The 17,924-nt window shown below is 42.9% G+C and carries 14 protein-coding genes; 1 reads left to right on the top strand and 13 read right to left on the bottom strand.

Going from position 1 to position 17,924, the window contains the following annotated elements; all coding sequences use genetic code 11:
• Positions 1 to 70: 70 nt before the first annotated feature.
• The 6 genes from astE to F885_RS04070 form a co-directional block, all read right to left on the bottom strand.
• Positions 71 to 1,045: a succinylglutamate desuccinylase gene (gene astE / locus F885_RS04045; protein WP_005205137.1), complete on the bottom strand. Its 975-nt coding sequence runs from the start codon at positions 1,043 to 1,045 to the stop codon at positions 71 to 73.
• A 33-nt stretch (positions 1,046 to 1,078) separates the two neighbouring features.
• Positions 1,079 to 2,419, bottom strand: coding sequence for an N-succinylarginine dihydrolase (gene astB, locus F885_RS04050; RefSeq protein ID WP_004805489.1), 1,341 nt, complete (start codon positions 2,417 to 2,419; stop codon positions 1,079 to 1,081).
• Positions 2,420 to 2,451: 32 nt separating this feature from the next.
• A complete protein-coding gene (astD, locus tag F885_RS04055; protein ID WP_005321824.1) occupies positions 2,452 to 3,921 on the bottom strand; it encodes a succinylglutamate-semialdehyde dehydrogenase in 1,470 nt (489 codons plus the stop codon).
• A complete protein-coding gene (astA, locus tag F885_RS04060) occupies positions 3,921 to 4,964 on the bottom strand; it encodes an arginine N-succinyltransferase (protein ID WP_005321823.1) in 1,044 nt (347 codons plus the stop codon). Before astA ends, astD begins: the two co-directional genes overlap by 1 nt.
• 21 nt (positions 4,965 to 4,985) lie before the next feature.
• Positions 4,986 to 6,191, bottom strand: a complete 1,206-nt coding sequence (locus tag F885_RS04065) for an aspartate aminotransferase family protein (RefSeq protein ID WP_005321815.1) — start codon at positions 6,189 to 6,191, stop codon at positions 4,986 to 4,988.
• A 78-nt stretch (positions 6,192 to 6,269) separates the two neighbouring features.
• Positions 6,270 to 7,544, bottom strand: coding sequence for a Glu/Leu/Phe/Val family dehydrogenase (locus F885_RS04070; protein WP_171068222.1), 1,275 nt, complete (start codon positions 7,542 to 7,544; stop codon positions 6,270 to 6,272).
• Between the two features lie 225 nt (positions 7,545 to 7,769).
• Between F885_RS04070 and F885_RS04075 the strand changes: the two genes are divergently transcribed.
• Complete coding sequence (locus tag F885_RS04075) at positions 7,770 to 8,192, top strand: Lrp/AsnC family transcriptional regulator (RefSeq protein WP_004654809.1); 423 nt, start codon at positions 7,770 to 7,772, stop codon at positions 8,190 to 8,192.
• Between the two features lie 44 nt (positions 8,193 to 8,236).
• Here the strand turns inward: F885_RS04075 and F885_RS04080 are convergent, their stop codons facing one another.
• The 7 genes from F885_RS04080 to tgnB all read right to left on the bottom strand — a co-directional run bounded on the left by F885_RS04080 (position 8,237) and on the right by tgnB (position 17,924).
• The gene (locus F885_RS04080; protein WP_005321811.1) at positions 8,237 to 9,937 is read right to left on the bottom strand and encodes an NAD-dependent malic enzyme; all 1,701 of its coding nucleotides are present in this window, start codon (positions 9,935 to 9,937) and stop codon (positions 8,237 to 8,239) included.
• A gap of 588 nt (positions 9,938 to 10,525) precedes the next feature.
• Positions 10,526 to 10,912: a carboxymuconolactone decarboxylase family protein gene (locus F885_RS04085; RefSeq protein WP_005321809.1), complete on the bottom strand. Its 387-nt coding sequence runs from the start codon at positions 10,910 to 10,912 to the stop codon at positions 10,526 to 10,528.
• On the bottom strand, positions 10,909 to 12,366 hold the full coding sequence (locus tag F885_RS04090; protein WP_005321807.1) for an NAD-dependent succinate-semialdehyde dehydrogenase: 1,458 nt from the start codon (positions 12,364 to 12,366) through the stop codon (positions 10,909 to 10,911). Before F885_RS04090 ends, F885_RS04085 begins: the two co-directional genes overlap by 4 nt.
• A gap of 133 nt (positions 12,367 to 12,499) precedes the next feature.
• Entirely contained in the window at positions 12,500 to 13,669 is a 1,170-nt protein-coding gene (locus tag F885_RS04095) for a hypothetical protein (protein ID WP_005321805.1), read from the bottom strand.
• 30 nt (positions 13,670 to 13,699) lie between these two features.
• A complete protein-coding gene (locus F885_RS04100; RefSeq protein WP_005321802.1) occupies positions 13,700 to 15,094 on the bottom strand; it encodes a purine-cytosine permease family protein in 1,395 nt (464 codons plus the stop codon).
• 311 nt (positions 15,095 to 15,405) lie between these two features.
• A complete protein-coding gene (gene tgnC / locus F885_RS04105) occupies positions 15,406 to 16,875 on the bottom strand; it encodes a (Z)-2-((N-methylformamido)methylene)-5-hydroxybutyrolactone dehydrogenase (protein ID WP_005321799.1) in 1,470 nt (489 codons plus the stop codon).
• A gap of 11 nt (positions 16,876 to 16,886) precedes the next feature.
• Positions 16,887 to 17,924 carry a flavin-dependent trigonelline monooxygenase oxygenase component gene (gene tgnB, locus F885_RS04110; protein WP_005321796.1) on the bottom strand — a complete coding sequence of 346 codons (1,038 nt, stop codon included), beginning with the start codon at positions 17,922 to 17,924 and terminating at the stop codon, positions 16,887 to 16,889.

The raw sequence follows: 17,924 nt of genomic DNA, 5'->3' as shown, positions 1-17,924 counted from the left end.
TGAACATCCATATTCAAACTCCATTTCATCTATTCCTTGCCGACAGTTAAACTGTTAAAGCGGCGACTGTTTATTCAATTTCTTTTAAAATCAGTCCAGCCCGAAGCCCTGTTTTTACCTTAGGGTTTGGAAATAAAATCCAGATTTGTTGATCATGTGCGACATAATCCCCAGCCTGCTGTGTTGCAATCAACTCGCCTTTCTGAAAAGTAGAAAAGTTTGGTGCGTCAGCACTCAATTTGAGTTGAAAATCTTCACTTTGTTTTAAAATTGAATCCACCACCTTAAACTGGCGAATGTCGGATTTCTGTCTGATCGGCAATGCTTGATCTGCAAGAACTGCGCGCAGCATCTGGTCAGTACTGGAAAATTGGGCTAAATCATTGGCTCCAAAAGGTTTGGCCTTGCCTAGCTCCAAAGTACTACTCGCTGCTTGAAATTTTTCAGCCGTAAAGTGAGTAAAGGTTTTGCCTGCGGCATTGTGATAGACCAAAGCATCCAAATCAGCAGCCTCTAGACTTTGAATGAGGAACTCATCATAAGGCTTGCTTTGATATGGAAATAGGGCAAAAACAGGCAGCAATGAGGCACGAATTGCCGTATGCAGATCATAATGATAGCGCTGTGCTTGCGGCTGACTTTGTTCAAAAAACTGTGCTGTTACTTGCTCTAAGTGAGCAGCCCGTTCGGTTTCCTGATCTTGGGCTAAGTGCTGATAGGCACCACAAAACATGCGGTTCATATCATTTTCAAGATAGCGCATCCCATGTCGAATCGCTTCAGGATTCCCCAACACAAACAGTACCCGTACTGCAAGCGTTAAACGCTCGGCAAATAGGTCATGAATAATTTGGTCCAATAGCTCGATCGGTGCAGTTTCATTGCCATGAATCCCAGCAGAAAGCAGCATGGTCTTTCCATAGTTTGTCTTCGGTGTACATTGCAATAGCCCTTCACCCAACCACTGCCATGTAAATCCCGTCGTCTCACCTTGCATCTGCACAGGCATTCGTTGCGTTAAAGTCAACGTTAATAGATCAACCATGTACTTTCATCCTTAAAAGCCGTTGTTTACTGTTTATCTTTGGAAGTGATAAACCGAACCTAAAGCTAAAATTTTGGTTAACTCATCTAATGCGGTACGGCTCTCGATCAATAAACTTGGATCGGCCAAATCGTCTTGTGTTAACTCATCACGATAATGCTGATCCACCCACTGATTCAGCGTTTTGAATAATGCATCATTCATAAACAGGTTTGGGTTCACCGCATTCAGTTCCGCTTCATTCACGGCAACACGTAATCTCAAACATGCAGGTCCACCGCCATTACGCATACTTTCACGTAGATCAAACACCTTGATGTCATCAATTGGCGTACCCATTTGAATCATGTCATTCAAGTAGCTCCATACCGCCTTGTTGTGACGTGATTCCTCTGGTACCACAATGCTCATGCCACCATCTGCACGGGTCAAAATCTGGCTGTTGAACAAATAAGTCGAGACTGCATCTTCAACACTGACACGATTGTCAGGGACTTCAATCGAGATAAAATCTTGTTCGATCCCCGCCATCTTGTGACGAATTTCATTCAATGCATCAGCTTGATTTAAAAAGGCTTGCTGATGATGGAACAAGACCTGTTGATTACTCACCGCAATCACATCGTTATGAAATACACCTTGATCAATCACATCTGGATTTTGCTGAATGAACACGGTTCGTTTCGCATCCAGACGATGCAAACGGGCAATCGCTTCACTTGCCTCGCGAGTTTGACGCGCAGGGAATTTCTGCGGTGCAACCGTTCCACCGAGTTGTTGCTGTCCATAAACAAAAACCTGCACACCCGCCTGATCATATCCACCACCAAGGCGATTATGATTGGCTGCGCCTTCATCTCCAAACAAGGCGGCTTCTGGCAGTGCTTCGTGGTGCGCGAAATATACATCATTATTGAACATCGCTTGAAGAATACGCGTGGTCGTATGATGCTCAATTGATCGATGGAACTTATTATTTAAGTTTGCAGCGGTAAAATGCATGCGTTTATCAGCACTATCTGCCGATGGCGACACCGTACATGAGTTGGCCGTCCACATCGAAGAAGCAGAACTCAGCGAAGATAATAAAGCTGGCGCAGTACGCATCGCTTGGGTAATGACATCAATATCACTGCCCGTAAAACCCAAACGGCGTAACGTTGGTACATGCGGACGCTCTTGTGGGGCAAACACACCCTGCTTCAAGCCTAAGTCCGCGAGGGCTTTCATTTTCTTCAAGCCTTGTTTTGCAGCCAACTTAGGATTTGACGCGTTATTACGGTTCTTGGTTGATGCAACATTACCAAATGATAAGCCTGCATAATGATGCGTCGGCCCCACTAAACCATCAAAATTAATTTCATAACCTGACATTTTATTCTCCCTGTGTCCCGATACGAGCCGACTTACAGCACAATGCCCGGTGATAATTTTGAAGGTAAAGTAATGCTGTCACTTTCCAGTGAAGCCATAGGCCATGCACTATAGTCTGCTGCATAGAAGGCACTGGCACGATGATTACCCGACGCCCCAACACCGCCAAATGGTGCGGCACTTGATGCACCTGTTAATGGTTTATTCCAGTTCACAATGCCTGCACGCGCTTCAATCAGTACACGATCAAATAAATTACGCTCTGGTGAAACCAAGCCCACTGCCAAACCAAAGCGCGTGTTATTGGCAATATTCAAGGCTTCATCGAAACTGTTATAGCGATAAATCGTGGTGAGTGGACCAAAGTATTCATCATCAGGAATATCGGTCACCTGAGTAACATCTAAAATACCCGCCGTGAGTAATGAACTATCGGCTTGTGGACGAGTCATTTCTAATAATGGTTTTGCACCCAAAGCAATCAGTTTACTTTGCGCTACCAACATTTGTTCTGCTGCATGAGCAGAAATCACCCCACCCATAAAGGGTTGCGGTTCAGCATTCCAGCTTCCCACGACTAAGTTCTTCGCGACTTCAACAAAACGTTGAATGAAAGCATCACCATTGGCACCCTGCTTGACAATAATACGGCGTGCACAAGTACAACGTTGCCCTGCGGAAACAAAAGCGGATTGAATCGCGAGATTCACTACAGCATCAATATCACTGGCTTCATCAATGATCAGGGCATTATTACCACCCATTTCCAAAGCAAGGATTTTTTCAGGAGCACCTGCCATTTGTTTATGCAAGTGGTAACCAGTGTTGGCACTGCCTGTGAACAACAAACCGTCAATTTGTTCAGCTGCTGCGAGTGCCTCACCCGTGCTGCGTCCACCTTGTACGATATTCAGCACACCGTTTGGTAGACCGGCTTGCTGCCATAATTTTGCAGTTTCTTCAGCCGTCCAAGGCGTGAGTTCACTTGGTTTAAACACCACGGTATTACCCGCAATCAATGCAGGCACAATATGACCGTTTGGCAAATGACCCGGGAAGTTATACGGGCCAAATACGGCGAGAACACCATGTGGACGATGACGTAGTGAAGCAACACCATCTGGCATTTCAGTTTCGCTAAAACCTGTCCGTTGATGATAAGCACGAATCGAAATCGCTACTTTACCAATCATCGATTGTACTTCGGTCAAAGTTTCCCAAAGTGGTTTACTGGTTTCTTGGCTAATCACTTCGGCCAATTGGGTTTTATTTTGTTCTAATAATCCAGCAAAGCGTTCAATTGTCGCGATACGCTGTTCTAGTGGCAAACGTGCCCATGCAGGAAATGCCTGACGCGCTGCATCGCATGCCTGTTCAACATCGGCTGGGCTTGCTTCATGCCCCGCCCAAATTTGCTGATTGCTGACTGGATTGGTTTTTTCAAATGCGGTTCCTTGTCCTTGAACCCAAGCACCATCAATTAATAATGCACCTTGTGACATTAGTTGTTCTCCATTTTTTCTAATGCTAAAACACGGACTTGATCGTGTTCAGCAATATTCAGTGCCTGTGCTTGTGCTGCTGTGATATACAAAGTCTCACTTTCATCAACTTTGTTATTGATCAGCAACACGGCGTAATCTTGGTATTGGTCATTGGCAACCAAAAAATGTGTCTCAGTACTTTCGACTTGCTCGGTCAGTTTGACTTTAAGCAAGCGGCTCTCTTTCACCGCCCGTAACTCAGCCGTATTGGCTTCCAGTGTTGGCCCAGCATCGAAAATATCAACATAACCTTGATATTTAAGCCCTTCTGACATCAACACTTTTGCCGCAGGCAGCGTATGTGGGTGTACTTCTGCAATCACCTCACGCGCCTCTGAGCTCAGCAAATCTACGTAGACTGGAAATCTCGGCATTAACTCTGCAATAAAGGCTTTTTGCCCCACACCACTGAGATAATCTGCGGCAGCAAAATCCATATTGAAGAATAAATAGCCCAAGGAATCCCAAAACGGTGACTGTCCGTTTTGATCCGAGAAACCACGCATTTCAGCAATCAATCTTTCTTCGAAAAAAGAGCGGAATGCGGCAATAAACAGAAAACGAACTTTGGATAAAAATTTGCCGTTTTGGTTTTTGCGATATTCAGGATCAAGGAACAAGGTACAGAGTTCGCTACACCCAGTATGGTCATTACTTAAAAACAAGGTGTCTAAAGTCTTATACACATTTAAAGCTTTAGAGGCATGCACCTGTTTGGCCACACGAAAGTTGTAGAACGGCTCATTCAACCCGACCGCAACTTCAATTGCACTCACACCCACAATTTTGTGAATGCTGGTATCTTCCAATACAAATAGATAACTTGCCTCGCACTTTTCGGATAAGCCGTCTAAAGTGCGAGTGGTACGTGTAATACGTTCAGCCAAGATGTCTTTATTTTGTGGTAAGGAAGTCAGGCCAATGCCAGACTCCCCCGCTCGTTGCGCTAAACGATAAATATCATCTAAGTCCCGATGCGCTGCATGTCGAACAATCATCATGGGCAGATGCTCACAGCAGACTTAGAGACGTGCTAATGCACGAACAAAACGGCTTAGACCTTCATCAATATCGTGTTGAGGAATGATCAATGAAGGAGTAAAGCGTACTACATCTGCACCCGCTACTAAGGCCAATAGCCCTTCTTCACCCGCTAAGGTCACGATATTCTTCGCTTTGCCAGCATGTTCATCTTTCAATACACAACCGATTAACAAACCTTGACCACGGATTTCTTTAAACAATCCATACTCAGCATTGATTTTGTTTAAGGCATCGATGAAATATTGATGACGTTGTTTAACGCCGTCTAACACTTCTGGTGTATTGATAAATTCAAATACCGCGCCAGCAACTGCACAAGCCAATGGATTTCCGCCATAGGTTGTACCGTGATCACCGACTGCATACATGTTGGCATAATGATCTGTCGTAATCATTGCACCAATCGGGAAACCACCACCCAATGCTTTTGCCGTAGTGAGAATGTCTGGTGTTACTCCAGTGTTCATATAGGCATACAATGAACCTGTACGACCGACACCCGTTTGTACTTCATCAAAAATCAGCACGGCACCTTTTTCATCACAGAGCGCACGTAAGCCTTTTAAGAATTCGATATCTGCTGGCAGAACGCCACCTTCACCCTGAATTGGCTCGACAATCACGGCACAAGTATTTTCAGTGATTGCTGCTTTTGCTGCTTCAAGGTCATTAAATGCAGTGTGTTCAATGCCACCCGGTAATGGTGCAAAATCTTGAGAATATTTTGGCTGACCACCCGCCGTTACGGTAAATAAAGTACGACCGTGGAAGGCATTTTTAAATGCAACAATCTGGTTCTTGTTTGGATTACCACTGAGTAAACCGACTTTACGTGCCAGTTTTAATGCTGCTTCGTTCGCTTCTGCACCAGAGTTACAGAAAAATACTTTGTCTGCAAAGGTGCTATCCACCAATTGTTTCGCAAGGCGTAATACAGGCTCGTTGGTATAACCATTCCCAATGTGCCAAAGTTTTTGCGCTTGTTCAGTTAAGGCTTTTACTGCAACAGGATGTGCATGACCCAAGGCATTTACCGCGATACCACCAGCAAAATCAATATATTCTTTATCGTTTTGATCCCAAAGACGTGACCCTTCGCCACGCACTAAAATGAAATTTGCTGGGGCAAAAACGGGAACCATCCAATCATTAAAATTGCTACGTGTAATTGCGACTTCGCTCATTTTATTTACTCACTTCCTGTTTAATCTTCAGGCTTGTTAAATGCTCAACAAGCCCTTCACTATAATTTTATAAATGACTTAACCTGGGAAAATACCGCGTTCTTTACGCGCTTTCAGAATACGTTCACATGCCAAAATATACGCTGCGGTACGTAAGCTACATTCCTTCTGTGCTGCCGTGTTCCAAACATCCGCAATCGCTTGGATCATCAACTTATCAAGACGTTCATTGATTTCATCCTCGGTCCAGAAGTAACTCGCCATATCTTGAACCCATTCAAAATAACTGACAGTTACACCACCCGCGTTACAAATCACGTCAGGGACAACGGTAATGTCGCGACTGACAAATACATCATCTGCTTCTGGATAGGTTGGACCATTCGCACCTTCAAGTACGATTTTCGCTTTCAATTTTTGTGCACGTTCAACCGTAATCTGACCTTCCAATGCCGCAGGAATCAGAATGTCCATATCAACCGTCCAGAATTCTTCATCTGAAATCACGCTTGAGTCAACAAAGCCCATCACGCCACCAGTTTCAACCACATGCTTTTGCAATGCTTTAACATCTAAGCCTTCTGCATTGAAAATGGTACCGGTATGGTCTTGTACAACAACGATTTTTGCGCCTGCATGGCTAAACAAATAAGCGGCTTCATTTCCGACGTTACCGAAGCCTTGCACAGCAACTTTGCTGCCCTCAATCGGTAATTTAATGCGTTCCGCAACCTGCATACCTGTGACAAATACACCACGGCCTGTTGCACGAACACGACCCAGTGAACCACCTAAATGTACAGGTTTGCCTGTGACCACACCTGTTACGGTATGACCTTTGATACTTGAATAGGTATCCATCATCCAGCCCATAATGTTGGCATTGGTGCCGACATCTGGCGCAGGAATATCAATTTGAGGACCAATGATTGGACTGATTTCACTGGTGAAACGACGAGTTAAACGTTCTAATTCACGCGGTGAAAGTTCTTTCGGATTAACACGAATACCACCTTTGGCACCACCGAACGGTAGGTTCAGCACTGCGGTTTTAATGGTCATCCATGCAGACAAAGCCATGACTTCATTCAGTTCAACATCTTGGTGATAGCGGATACCGCCTTTACCCGGACCACGTGATAAATTGTGCTGTACACGGTAACCTTCAAAATGGCGAATTGAACCATCGTCCATCACGATTGGAACATCAACGATAAGCGTACGCTTTGGGGTTTTCAGTGTGTTGACAAAGTTACTGAGGTCCGCATCCAAATAAGGTGCCACTCGATCTACTTGAGTGAGAAAAGTTTGCCAAGCACTGCCATTTTGAGCCGCATATGATAAAGACATCATCTATTCCTTAATTAATCAATTGTCCCTGTTATTCACAGATTCCCTTTGTTTAAGGGCGTCCTACCCCCATCCTCCCTGATGTGCATTCAGCGTCTTTCGTGCCGAAGTGAAAATGCTTGGGGTGTTGTATTGTTATTATTATTAAGAATCAAATTGATTCACAAAATTCGTTATAATGATTAAAATGAATTATTTTTTATCAATTTGCTAATAGAAAGAATCAAAATGAACAATATCGATCATATTATATTAGGCTTACTCAAAGACAATGCACGGATGTCCATTACCGACTTGGCAGCAAAAACACGAGTGTCTCGTGCAACTGTGCAGAAACGAATTGAATATATGGAATCAACGGGGATCATTACGGGCTATACCGTGCGTTTCCGTCCCAATGCTGAAAAAAATATTATTCGGGCATGGATGAATATTATGGTAGAAGGTACACGAGCACAGGCGGTAATTCGAGAGTTACGTTTAGAATCAGCCGTTGAACGACTGCATACCACTAATGGTAAATGGGATATTCTGGTTGAGTTGCAATCTGACAGTTTAGAAAACTTTGATAAAGCGCTGGAACGAATCCGAAATATTTCAGGGATTTACAATAGTGAAACCAGTATTTTACTTTCCACCTATAAGACCTAAAAAAAGGACTCTAGCTAGAGTCCCTTTTTTTATCAATGGATGGCTTAATAACTAACACGGCGGTAGTTACGATATTCTGGTGTCCAAAAATTATCTTCAATCGCTTGTTTCAACACATCATTACTCAACGGTACCGCCAAGCCATCAGCCATAGCAGCTTTTGCCACTTTAAAGGCAATAAACTTAGACACCTGTTGAATATCGTTGATATTTGGTAATAAATCCGCTGCGGCATTTTTCAAACGTGGTGAACAATCTGCCAAAGCTGTACTTGCAGCCATTAACATCGAGTCACTGATATGGGTTGCACCACAAGCAATCACACCTAAGCCAATCCCAGGGAAAATATAGGAGTTATTACACTGTGCAATGCTATACACCTTGCCTTGATAATAGATCGGTGCAAAAGGACTCCCTGTTGCCACAATTGCAGCACCTTGCGTCCACTCAATAATATCTTTAGGTTGTGCTTCAACTTGTGAAGTCGGGTTCGATAATGGCAATACAATCGGATGCTTATAATATTTAGCTAAGGTTTTGATGACTTCTTCACTAAACAAACCTGCCTGCCCAGAAACCCCAATCAAGATACTTGGTTTGGCATTCTTGACCACGTCCAACAAAGCAACATTGTCACCTGTATATTCCCAAGTGCTGATTGCATTGACGGGTGTAGCAAGTTTTTGCTGAAAATCGAGTAAGTTTGGTTGTTGATCGGTCATCAAACCGAAACGATCCACCATAAAGATACGCGAACGTGCTTCATGGTCACTCAGACCTTCATCCATCATCTGCCTAACGATCTGTTCAGCAATACCACAACCTGCTGAGCCTGCGCCAACAAAAGTAACCGTTTGGTCTTTCAGTTGTTTGCCTTGTGCCCTTGAGGCAGCAATGAGGGTCGCAACAGTGACTGCTGCCGTGCCTTGAATATCATCATTAAAACAGCAAATTTTATCGCGGTACTGAGTCAATAAAGGCATGGCATTGGTTTGCGCAAAATCTTCAAATTGAATCAGCACATCTGGCCAACGCTGACGTACTGCCGTAATAATTTGCTCAACAAATTCATAATATTGCTCACCACGGATACGCGGCTGTTTCCACCCCATATAAATTGGATCATCAAGCAATTCTTGGTTATTGGTACCGACATCAATGGTGATCGGCAAAGTATAAGCAGGACTAATCCCACCACATGCGGTATAGAGTGACAATTTGCCAATTGGAATCCCCATGCCACCAATACCCTGATCGCCAAGACCTAAGATACGTTCACCGTCAGTAATTACAATCACTTTAACGTTTTTCTTGTTGACGTTATGGATAATTTGATCGATGTATTGGCGCTCTGGATAAGAGATAAAAATACCACGGTGACGGCGGTAGATATCCGAAAAGCGCTGACAGGCTTCACCAACTGTTGGGGTATAAATGATCGGCAGCATTTCATCTAAATGCTGACTCAATAAGTTATAGAACAGAGTTTCATTGGTGTCTTGAATATTTCGCAAATAAATATGCTTATTCAAGTCACTATCGAAGGAAAGGTACTGCTGATACGAACGCTGAGTCTGCTCTTCAATATTCTCAATATTGTACGGAACTAGACCATGCAAGTTAAAATTCTCTCGTTCTTCTTCCGAAAAAGCAGAGCCTTTATTTAACAAAGGGAGTTCTAAAAGAGCGTTTCCAGCATAGTGAATATATAAAGGTTTTTTGATTTTACTAAGGTTCACAGACATACTTTACTCTTTAGACTCTCTCTCGAATGTACAAAAAATGGATTTGCTGACGTACTTTAAAAAAGTGCTTTGGCATGGGCAATAATTTACACCAATCAGAGCACAAAACCGAATAAACTGGCGGTATGTAAACCAATTCAACATTTATTAAATAAATAGTAAACCCTATTTTGGATCACTTTTTAATCTTCTTGAAACATTTTGAATTATTTTTGCACCAACATCGCTTTAGAATTGTAGTGATATCGTTTTACAAGCTTTGCAATAGACATCTATCTCAAATAAGGAGCGGCTACTGCAAGTTATAACAATCTATCTTAAGCAGTGAAGATTTACTTTTTTAAAATCGCATGACACCCGATCATCTGAGTTTAGTTTTCAAATCTTTTTTCTTCTTATCGTTCACCACACTACGACTAAACCCTTTAAAACCGACAAGATGGGACAATTTTGCCCTATCTCTTGCAAATGATAGCTAGTTTTATAAGATTTAAGTGAAAGCATTGCTCACCATATAACGCTCCTTGTTTGCCAATGAGTAATGCTTTCATTCATCTGGATCTAAGATCTTCGCAATCAACAGAAAACCTAATTATTTTCCTGTTCATATTCTTGAATCGCTTCTTTTGCAATACGGAAACTATCAACCGCAGCTGGCACACCACAGTAAATTGCAACCTGTAACAGTACTTCACGGATTTTTTCTTTTGGCACACCATTCCGTAATGCGCCTTTGACATGAAGTTTAAGTTCATGCGGACGATTGAGCGCTGAAATCATAGCCAAATTGATCATGCTGCGTTCTGGTTTACTTAATTCCTCACGCCCCCAGATAGCTCCCCAACAATATTCTGTGACTAACTCCTGTAAGGGTAAGTTAAAGTCATCCGCATTATTGATTGAATTATTGACATAGCTTTCACCAAGTACCTGTTTACGGATTGCTAAACCTTTTTCAAATTTTTCATTGCTCATGGATTCAATCCTCCAAATAAGGTGTATTTTATTTCAAGATAATCTTCGATACCGTATTTTGATCCTTCACGGCCTAAACCTGAATGTTTAATCCCGCCAAAAGGAGCAACTTCATTGGAAATTAAACCTTTATTGATTCCCACCATGCCATATTCCAGTTGTTCACTCATACGCCATGCCCGCCCCAAATCTTTGGTATAACAATAAGCTGCTAGACCAAATTCAGTCGCATTCGCCATCTCGATGGCATGCTGTTCAGTTTCGAATTTAAAAATAGCGGCTAAAGGTCCAAAGGTTTCCTGGGTGGCAACATCCATTTCAGTGGTTGCATCGGCAATAATGGTCGGTTCATAAAACAGCTCCCCTACCTGATGACGCTTGCCGCCCGTAATTAAGCGCCCGTTTTTTGCCAAAGCATCGGCAACATGAGCTTCAACTTTTTTCACTGCATTGCTATTAATTAAAGGACCAATCTCATTTCCAGCTACGAGTCCATTACCAATGGCAAAAGCATTCACTTTGTCAGTTAATGCCGTAATGAAGCGTTCATAAATACCTTCCTGAACCAGAAACCGATTGACACAAACACAGGTTTGCCCAGCGTTGCGATATTTGGCAATCAATGCACCCTCAATCGCAGCATCTAAATCTGCATCATCAAAGACTATAAACGGTGCATTACCGCCTAACTCGAGAGAGACTTTCTTCAAAGTCTGAGCTGAACGCTGGTAAAGCAATTTCCCTACAGGTGTTGATCCCGTGAAGGTGAATTTGCGTACATCATCACTCTCAAAAATTGCATCACCTATGCTCACGGCATCTCCAGTGATGACACTAAAAATTTCTGCAGGAATGCCTGCTTGAACAGCAAGATCAACCAAAGCTAAAGCCGTAAAAGGAGTTTCTGGTGCAGGTTTGACAATACATGGACATCCTGCTGCCAAAGCGGGTGCAACTTTACGGGTAATCATGGCTGCTGGAAAGTTCCAAGGGGTAATCGCAGCAATGACCCCAATAGGTTGTTTACTGACGATAATCCGTGCATCAGGATAAGGACTTGGAATGGTATCCCCATAAACCCGTTTGGCTTCTTCAGCAAACCACTCCACAAAACTGGCGGCATAGAGAATTTCGCCTCTAGCTTCTGTTAAAGGCTTACCTTGCTCGCTGGTAAAAATAAATGCCAGTTCATCGGCATGTGCAACCATGAGATCAAACCATTTTTTTAAAATAATGGAACGATCTTTAGCTGTTTTATTTTTCCATACTGCCCAATGCTTCACAGCAGCCTGAATGGCACGATCCGCTTCAGCCTTCCCCATATTCGGCACAGTACCGATCATTTCTTGTGTCGCAGGATTATAAATCACTGAAGTTTGCTGATTGTCAGCATCACACCACTGTCCAGCGATAAGCGCTTGTTGGTGGAATAGTTGCATTTGTTGAAGTTGCATACACGTTATCCTGTACTGATGTTGGAATAGTTCAACAGCTAATTAAAAGTCTGAAAAACCACCCATCTTGTATTATGGCATACCAAATAAATCATGAAAAAAATTTTCGGTCACCCGAATGTACTTAATGATCCTAAAAGTAATAGAACAATGTTAGGTTTAATAATTTGTTCCACTTCCCATCATCACCCATCGCCAGTGAGTCTTGAGTTCCACCAATAAAGGGATCATTTTTACTCATGATATATTCAGCAACCAAAGAAAGCTGTTTATGGTCGATTGCGACACCCAGAATATTACGGGTCGAATCCTGTGCGCCAGCCTGATCTTTGTTGTAGCGGCTATGCATAAGATAAGGCGTAATATTGCCAATCTGTTTAACATCTTTAAAAGCATAGCCAATATCAGCCGTATAATAAGTTGCTTTATTGGCAACGTAATATTCGCTGTCATATGAACCCATGAGTGAAGCTCTTGAGTCAATCGAGTCTTTGTTCGTGACATCATTTTTCCCACTCGTTAATGTCAGTCCCAGATTGCCATAATTAAATTTGCTAAATAGTGCCCAGGCATGACGTCTTCCTGTTTGAGACATGGTTTTATTTTCAATTTCCGAAGTCCAGTAAGAGCCACCCACTTGGGTGCTTAAGCCAGTTATTCCTAAAAAGATATCTTGTGTTATACGCCCCACCCACATATTTTTTTCTTGTAGCTCACTTTTAGTCCTGTCATTTGAGCCCACATAATTGGCAGTATAGCGTCCAGAATCTCGCGTACTACCTTGGTAATGACCGGCATCTGTCGCAAAATAACCGACATCGAATTGAGTCGCGCTCGGTAATTCAAAATGATAATTTAAACCAAGGTTATGCACATCTTCTAAACCAGCTGTAGTATTGATACTGCCATTTAAACTGTTACCCCAGAATCGTGCAGGTCCAAAAGGAATAGCTTGCATTCCCACCACCAGTTGGTCAGTCTGATTCAGATGATAACCAACATAAGCATCGATCAGACTCGAAAAATCACATAAGCTATCGTATTGATAGCAACGATATTCAGCATGTCCAAATAACTGCCCACGTTCATAGTCCAGTTTGAGCTGTGCAGCATCAAAACTGATTTTATGTTCAGAGGCTGCTTCACCAAAATCCTTATCTTGATAATTGGCACGTACATAACCCGATATCGTCAACTTGCCAGCATTGGTAGTTGCATCTCCAAAACTGATCCCCGCATAACTTGATGAGATCATACTCAGCAAAACGGTAGTTAGGGCGAACTGCAAATCAATTTTTTTCATATTCTAGATTCCTTTATCATCCTGTTCCGCTTATGCATTTGCATTAAATGCAGGGCGATTACACTTAATCTTTCCGAGATTAAAGGCGTAATACACCACGAAACTCACCACTAAACCAATGACCCATGAAATATCGACATCAGGAACGATATTGGCGAATGGCCCCGTAAAGAAAGCATTGGTAAGGAACGGAATCTGAATCACGATACCGAAGAAATACGCGGTTAAAGCTTTGACATTGAATTTACCGTAGATACCTCCATCCTGAGCGAAAATAGAAGGAATATCATAAGATTTCTTATTGATGACATAGAAATCCAGCAAGTTAATCGATACCCAAGGAACCAGAATAAACAACAAGGCAAAAATGACATTGAGGAAGAAACTGATAAAGTTGCTCGAAGCCCACAGTGCAGTACAGGTCGCCAGAATTAAAACAATAATGGACAGACTGATCCGCACTTTTTTACTTGGTATCCACTGCCCAGCAAAAGTTTGAATCGAGGTGATACAAGACAGCACTGCACCATATAAATTCATGGCATTATGTCCGATAATATTGCACAGGAATAAAATCATCAACACATAGCCAAACAGTCCTGTTCCAGATTTAACGGCTTCCATGGCATCTGTAGTTGAGCCAATACTCACCGCAACCGTCCCAAAGCTCATCGCAAAGATCGTACCAAGCGCGGCGCCTAAATAGGTATAGATAAAGGGCTTATAAATCCCGATACTTTTAGGTAAATATCTTGAATAATCTGAGGTATAAGGAGAGAAACTGATTTGCCAGACTGCACATAAACCAAACATGGCAAACCAGCCTTTCAGATTAAACGAGCCTTTTGCCAACACCTCTGCATTGATATGCGGAATCATGATCATGAGGCCGATTAACAATGAACCGCCCATAAACCAAGTGCCAATCTTGTTGAACTTATGAATCAGATGATAGCCCACAATCCCGATTGTGGTTGCAGCAATCGCACCCATCACCGTCGCAGTTGGAACAGGAATAGCGGGCACAACGGTATGCAATGTTTTCCCAGAAAGAATAATATTGGAAATAAAAAAACCGAGATAAATTAACGTGGTAAACAATACAACCAGTAAGGCACCATAACGTCCAAACTGTGCACGGCTCTGAATCATTTGTGGAATACCCACCTGTGGTCCCTGAGCTGAAGTGAGTGCCAGAATAGCAGCACCAAAAAAATGACCGCAACAAATTGCGAGCAAGGCACTAATTAGGCTTAATTTAAAGGTTAGCATGGACATTGCACCGGTAATCACAGCCAAGGGTGCAATATTGGTACAAAACCATAAGGTAAATAAATCCCGAACTTTTCCGTGACGCTCGGAAGGATCAACATAATCAATTGAATGACTCTCTATCGCGAAAGCATTTTTCTCATTTTGGCTCATATCCTTAATCTCTCTTTGAGGAACTCATTTCCTCAATATCAATTCGTGAGAGTAAACGTAGGTTTCACAACCTGCCTTGCCAGTGCCATATCCAGACGGCCTGACATTTATTTCTATTGTTTGCAGCCCTTGGTTGAGCGATATGCATGAAAGCCAGGAAAAAAAGATAAAACAGGTACAGTCGATGCATAATAGATGCTCAACAAAATCTAACTTTTCTCACCCAGCCTGAGATTTATGTAATTTCAGCGTTCTGCATTTTCATGTTTTCATCCTTGAAATAGAAATCCTGAACTCGACCTTTTGCAGCGTTAACGCATTACAAAAGGATCATCAATCGGTTGATCCGAGGTACGTAACCAAACCGTTTTTGTGGTGGTGTAATCCAGCACAGCATCTGAACCACCTTCACGACCATGACCCGATAAACCATGACCACCAAACGGCGCCAATGGAGAAACAGCACGATAAGTATTCAACCAGACAATGCCTGAACGAATAGCTTTGGTCATACGATGCGCGCGGTTTAAGTTGTTGGTAAACACTCCTGCTGCCAGTCCATAAGGGGTATTGTTGGCGTTTTGAATCGCTTCTGCCTCAGTACCAAAACTCACCACAGATAAAACCGGACCAAATAACTCAGTCATGACGCAATCTGCTTGTGGGACATCACTACAATCCAGAATCGTTGGAGGATAGTAATATCCCTCTCTTGCCAATGATTTTCCGCCAGTTAATAATTTCGCACCTTGCTGAATTGAGCTGGCCACCACCTGCTCAATCTTTTCACGTTGACGTAATGTGCATAACGGCCCGTATTCGGTTGCCATGTCTTCAGGTAAACCAATTTTAATGGTCTGCACTCGCTCAACTAGACGCTGTAAAAAATCATCTTTTATACTGTCTTCAACCAATAATCGTGAACCAGCAACACAACTCTGTCCTGTTGCTGCAAAAATTGCCGCAACTTGAGCATTGACCGCACTTTGCAGATCCGCATCAGCGAATACAATAAACGGGGATTTGCCACCTAACTCAAGTGATACTTTCGCCAGATTCTCAGCCGAATTACGCACAATATGCCGTGCTGTTTCAGGGCCTCCCGTAAATGCCACATGTGCAATATCTGGATGACTGCTTAACACCGCCCCACATTCAGGACCAAAACCTGTAATGACGTTGACCACACCCGCAGGAAAACCTGCTTCATGTACTAAGCGTGCAAAAGCCAATAACGGTGCTGGACCCTCTTCTGATGCTTTCAGTACAACAGTACATCCAGCGGCCAAAGCGGGCCCCAACTTGACTGCCGAGAGAAATAACTGACTATTCCACGGTACAATCGCTGCAATCACACCGACAGGTTCGCGGATTGTCCATGCCTGCATATCCTGCTTATCAATCGGTAAATAACTACCTTCAAGCTTGTCGGCAATCCCTGCGTAATAACGATAATATTCCGCTACATAGGTAATTTGGCTCGACGTTTCACGGATGATCTTGCCCGTATCACTAGTTTCATACTGAGCCAGTTGCGGTGCATTTTTTTCGATTAAATCAGCAAGTTTATACAACAGTTTTCCACGCTGTGAGGCGGTTAAACCAGCCCAAGCTGCATCTTGCAGAGCCTGAGATGCCGCAACAACTGCGCGATTGACTTCATCTGTACGTGCTTCAGGCATTTTTGCCCAAACTTGTCCTGTTGCAGGATTAATACTGTCGAATTGAGCAGCACCATCCTCAAACTGACCATTGATGTACAACTGAAATTGAGAAGTCATCGTCTTCTCTCCTATGCAAATGCGGGCATCACTTCGTTGATCATACGTTGTAACGATGCTTTTTTACGTTCAAAGCTCATTCCTGTATCAATCCAGAATGAATACTCGTTATAACCCATTGCTTCATAAGCTTTTAAGCGATCAATCACTTCTTGTGCTTGACCAATCACATTATTTTTACGCATCGCTTCTGCTGAATAGAATGGGTGTTCAGCCATTTCTTGTTTGCTAATCGGAGCGATTAGACCTTGGGTAATTTCACGCTCATTTTTAAACCATGCGCCAAAATAGTTATAGAATGCATTAATTTCATCTGCTGCAACTTGTGCATCTTCTTCACTATCGGCGACATAAGTATGGCGCAATAACATAATTTCAGGACGTGGTACATTTGCAAACTTTTCACAAGCTGCATTAAAATGTCCCATCAATTTTTCGACTTCATCATCCCCAAAGTGCAATGGAGTCACTTGAACGTTACAGCCATTTTCAACTGCAAACTCATGGCTATTCGGATCACGCGCCGCAACCCAAATTGGTGGATGGGGTTGTTGCAATGGTTGAGGCGCAGACGTGGTTTTTGGGAACTGCCAAAACTCACCATTATGCTCATAATCGCCTTTCCATAGGTTCTTCACTGCAGGAATCATTTCACGCATACGCTGACCTGCACCCCATGCATCCATACCTGGCACCATTCGTTCATATTCAAATGAATAAGCCCCACGTGCGATACCGATATCCAAACGACCATTACTAATAATGTCCGTCATAGCTGCTTCACCTGCAAGTTTAATCGGATGCCAGAATGGTGCTACGACGGTTCCTGTACCCAAACGAACATTCTTGGTTTTATTCGCAATATCAGCAAGGTTAATAAAGGGATTCGGTGCAATGGTAAAATTCATCGCATGATGCTCACCCGTCCAAATTGCATGCATCCCACCTTGGTCAGCAATCTGGCAAAGTTCGATCATTTCATCATAGAGCTGCTTCTGCGTTTGTTGATCAGAAACACGTTCCATGTGTACAAATAATGAAAAACGCAT

Origin of the sequence: Acinetobacter higginsii (assembly GCF_000369845.1) — a bacterium.
Taxonomy (GTDB): domain Bacteria; phylum Pseudomonadota; class Gammaproteobacteria; order Pseudomonadales; family Moraxellaceae; genus Acinetobacter; species Acinetobacter higginsii.
The sequence above is the reverse complement of the archived record's forward strand: the minus strand, read 5'-3'. Positions and strand labels throughout refer to the sequence as shown.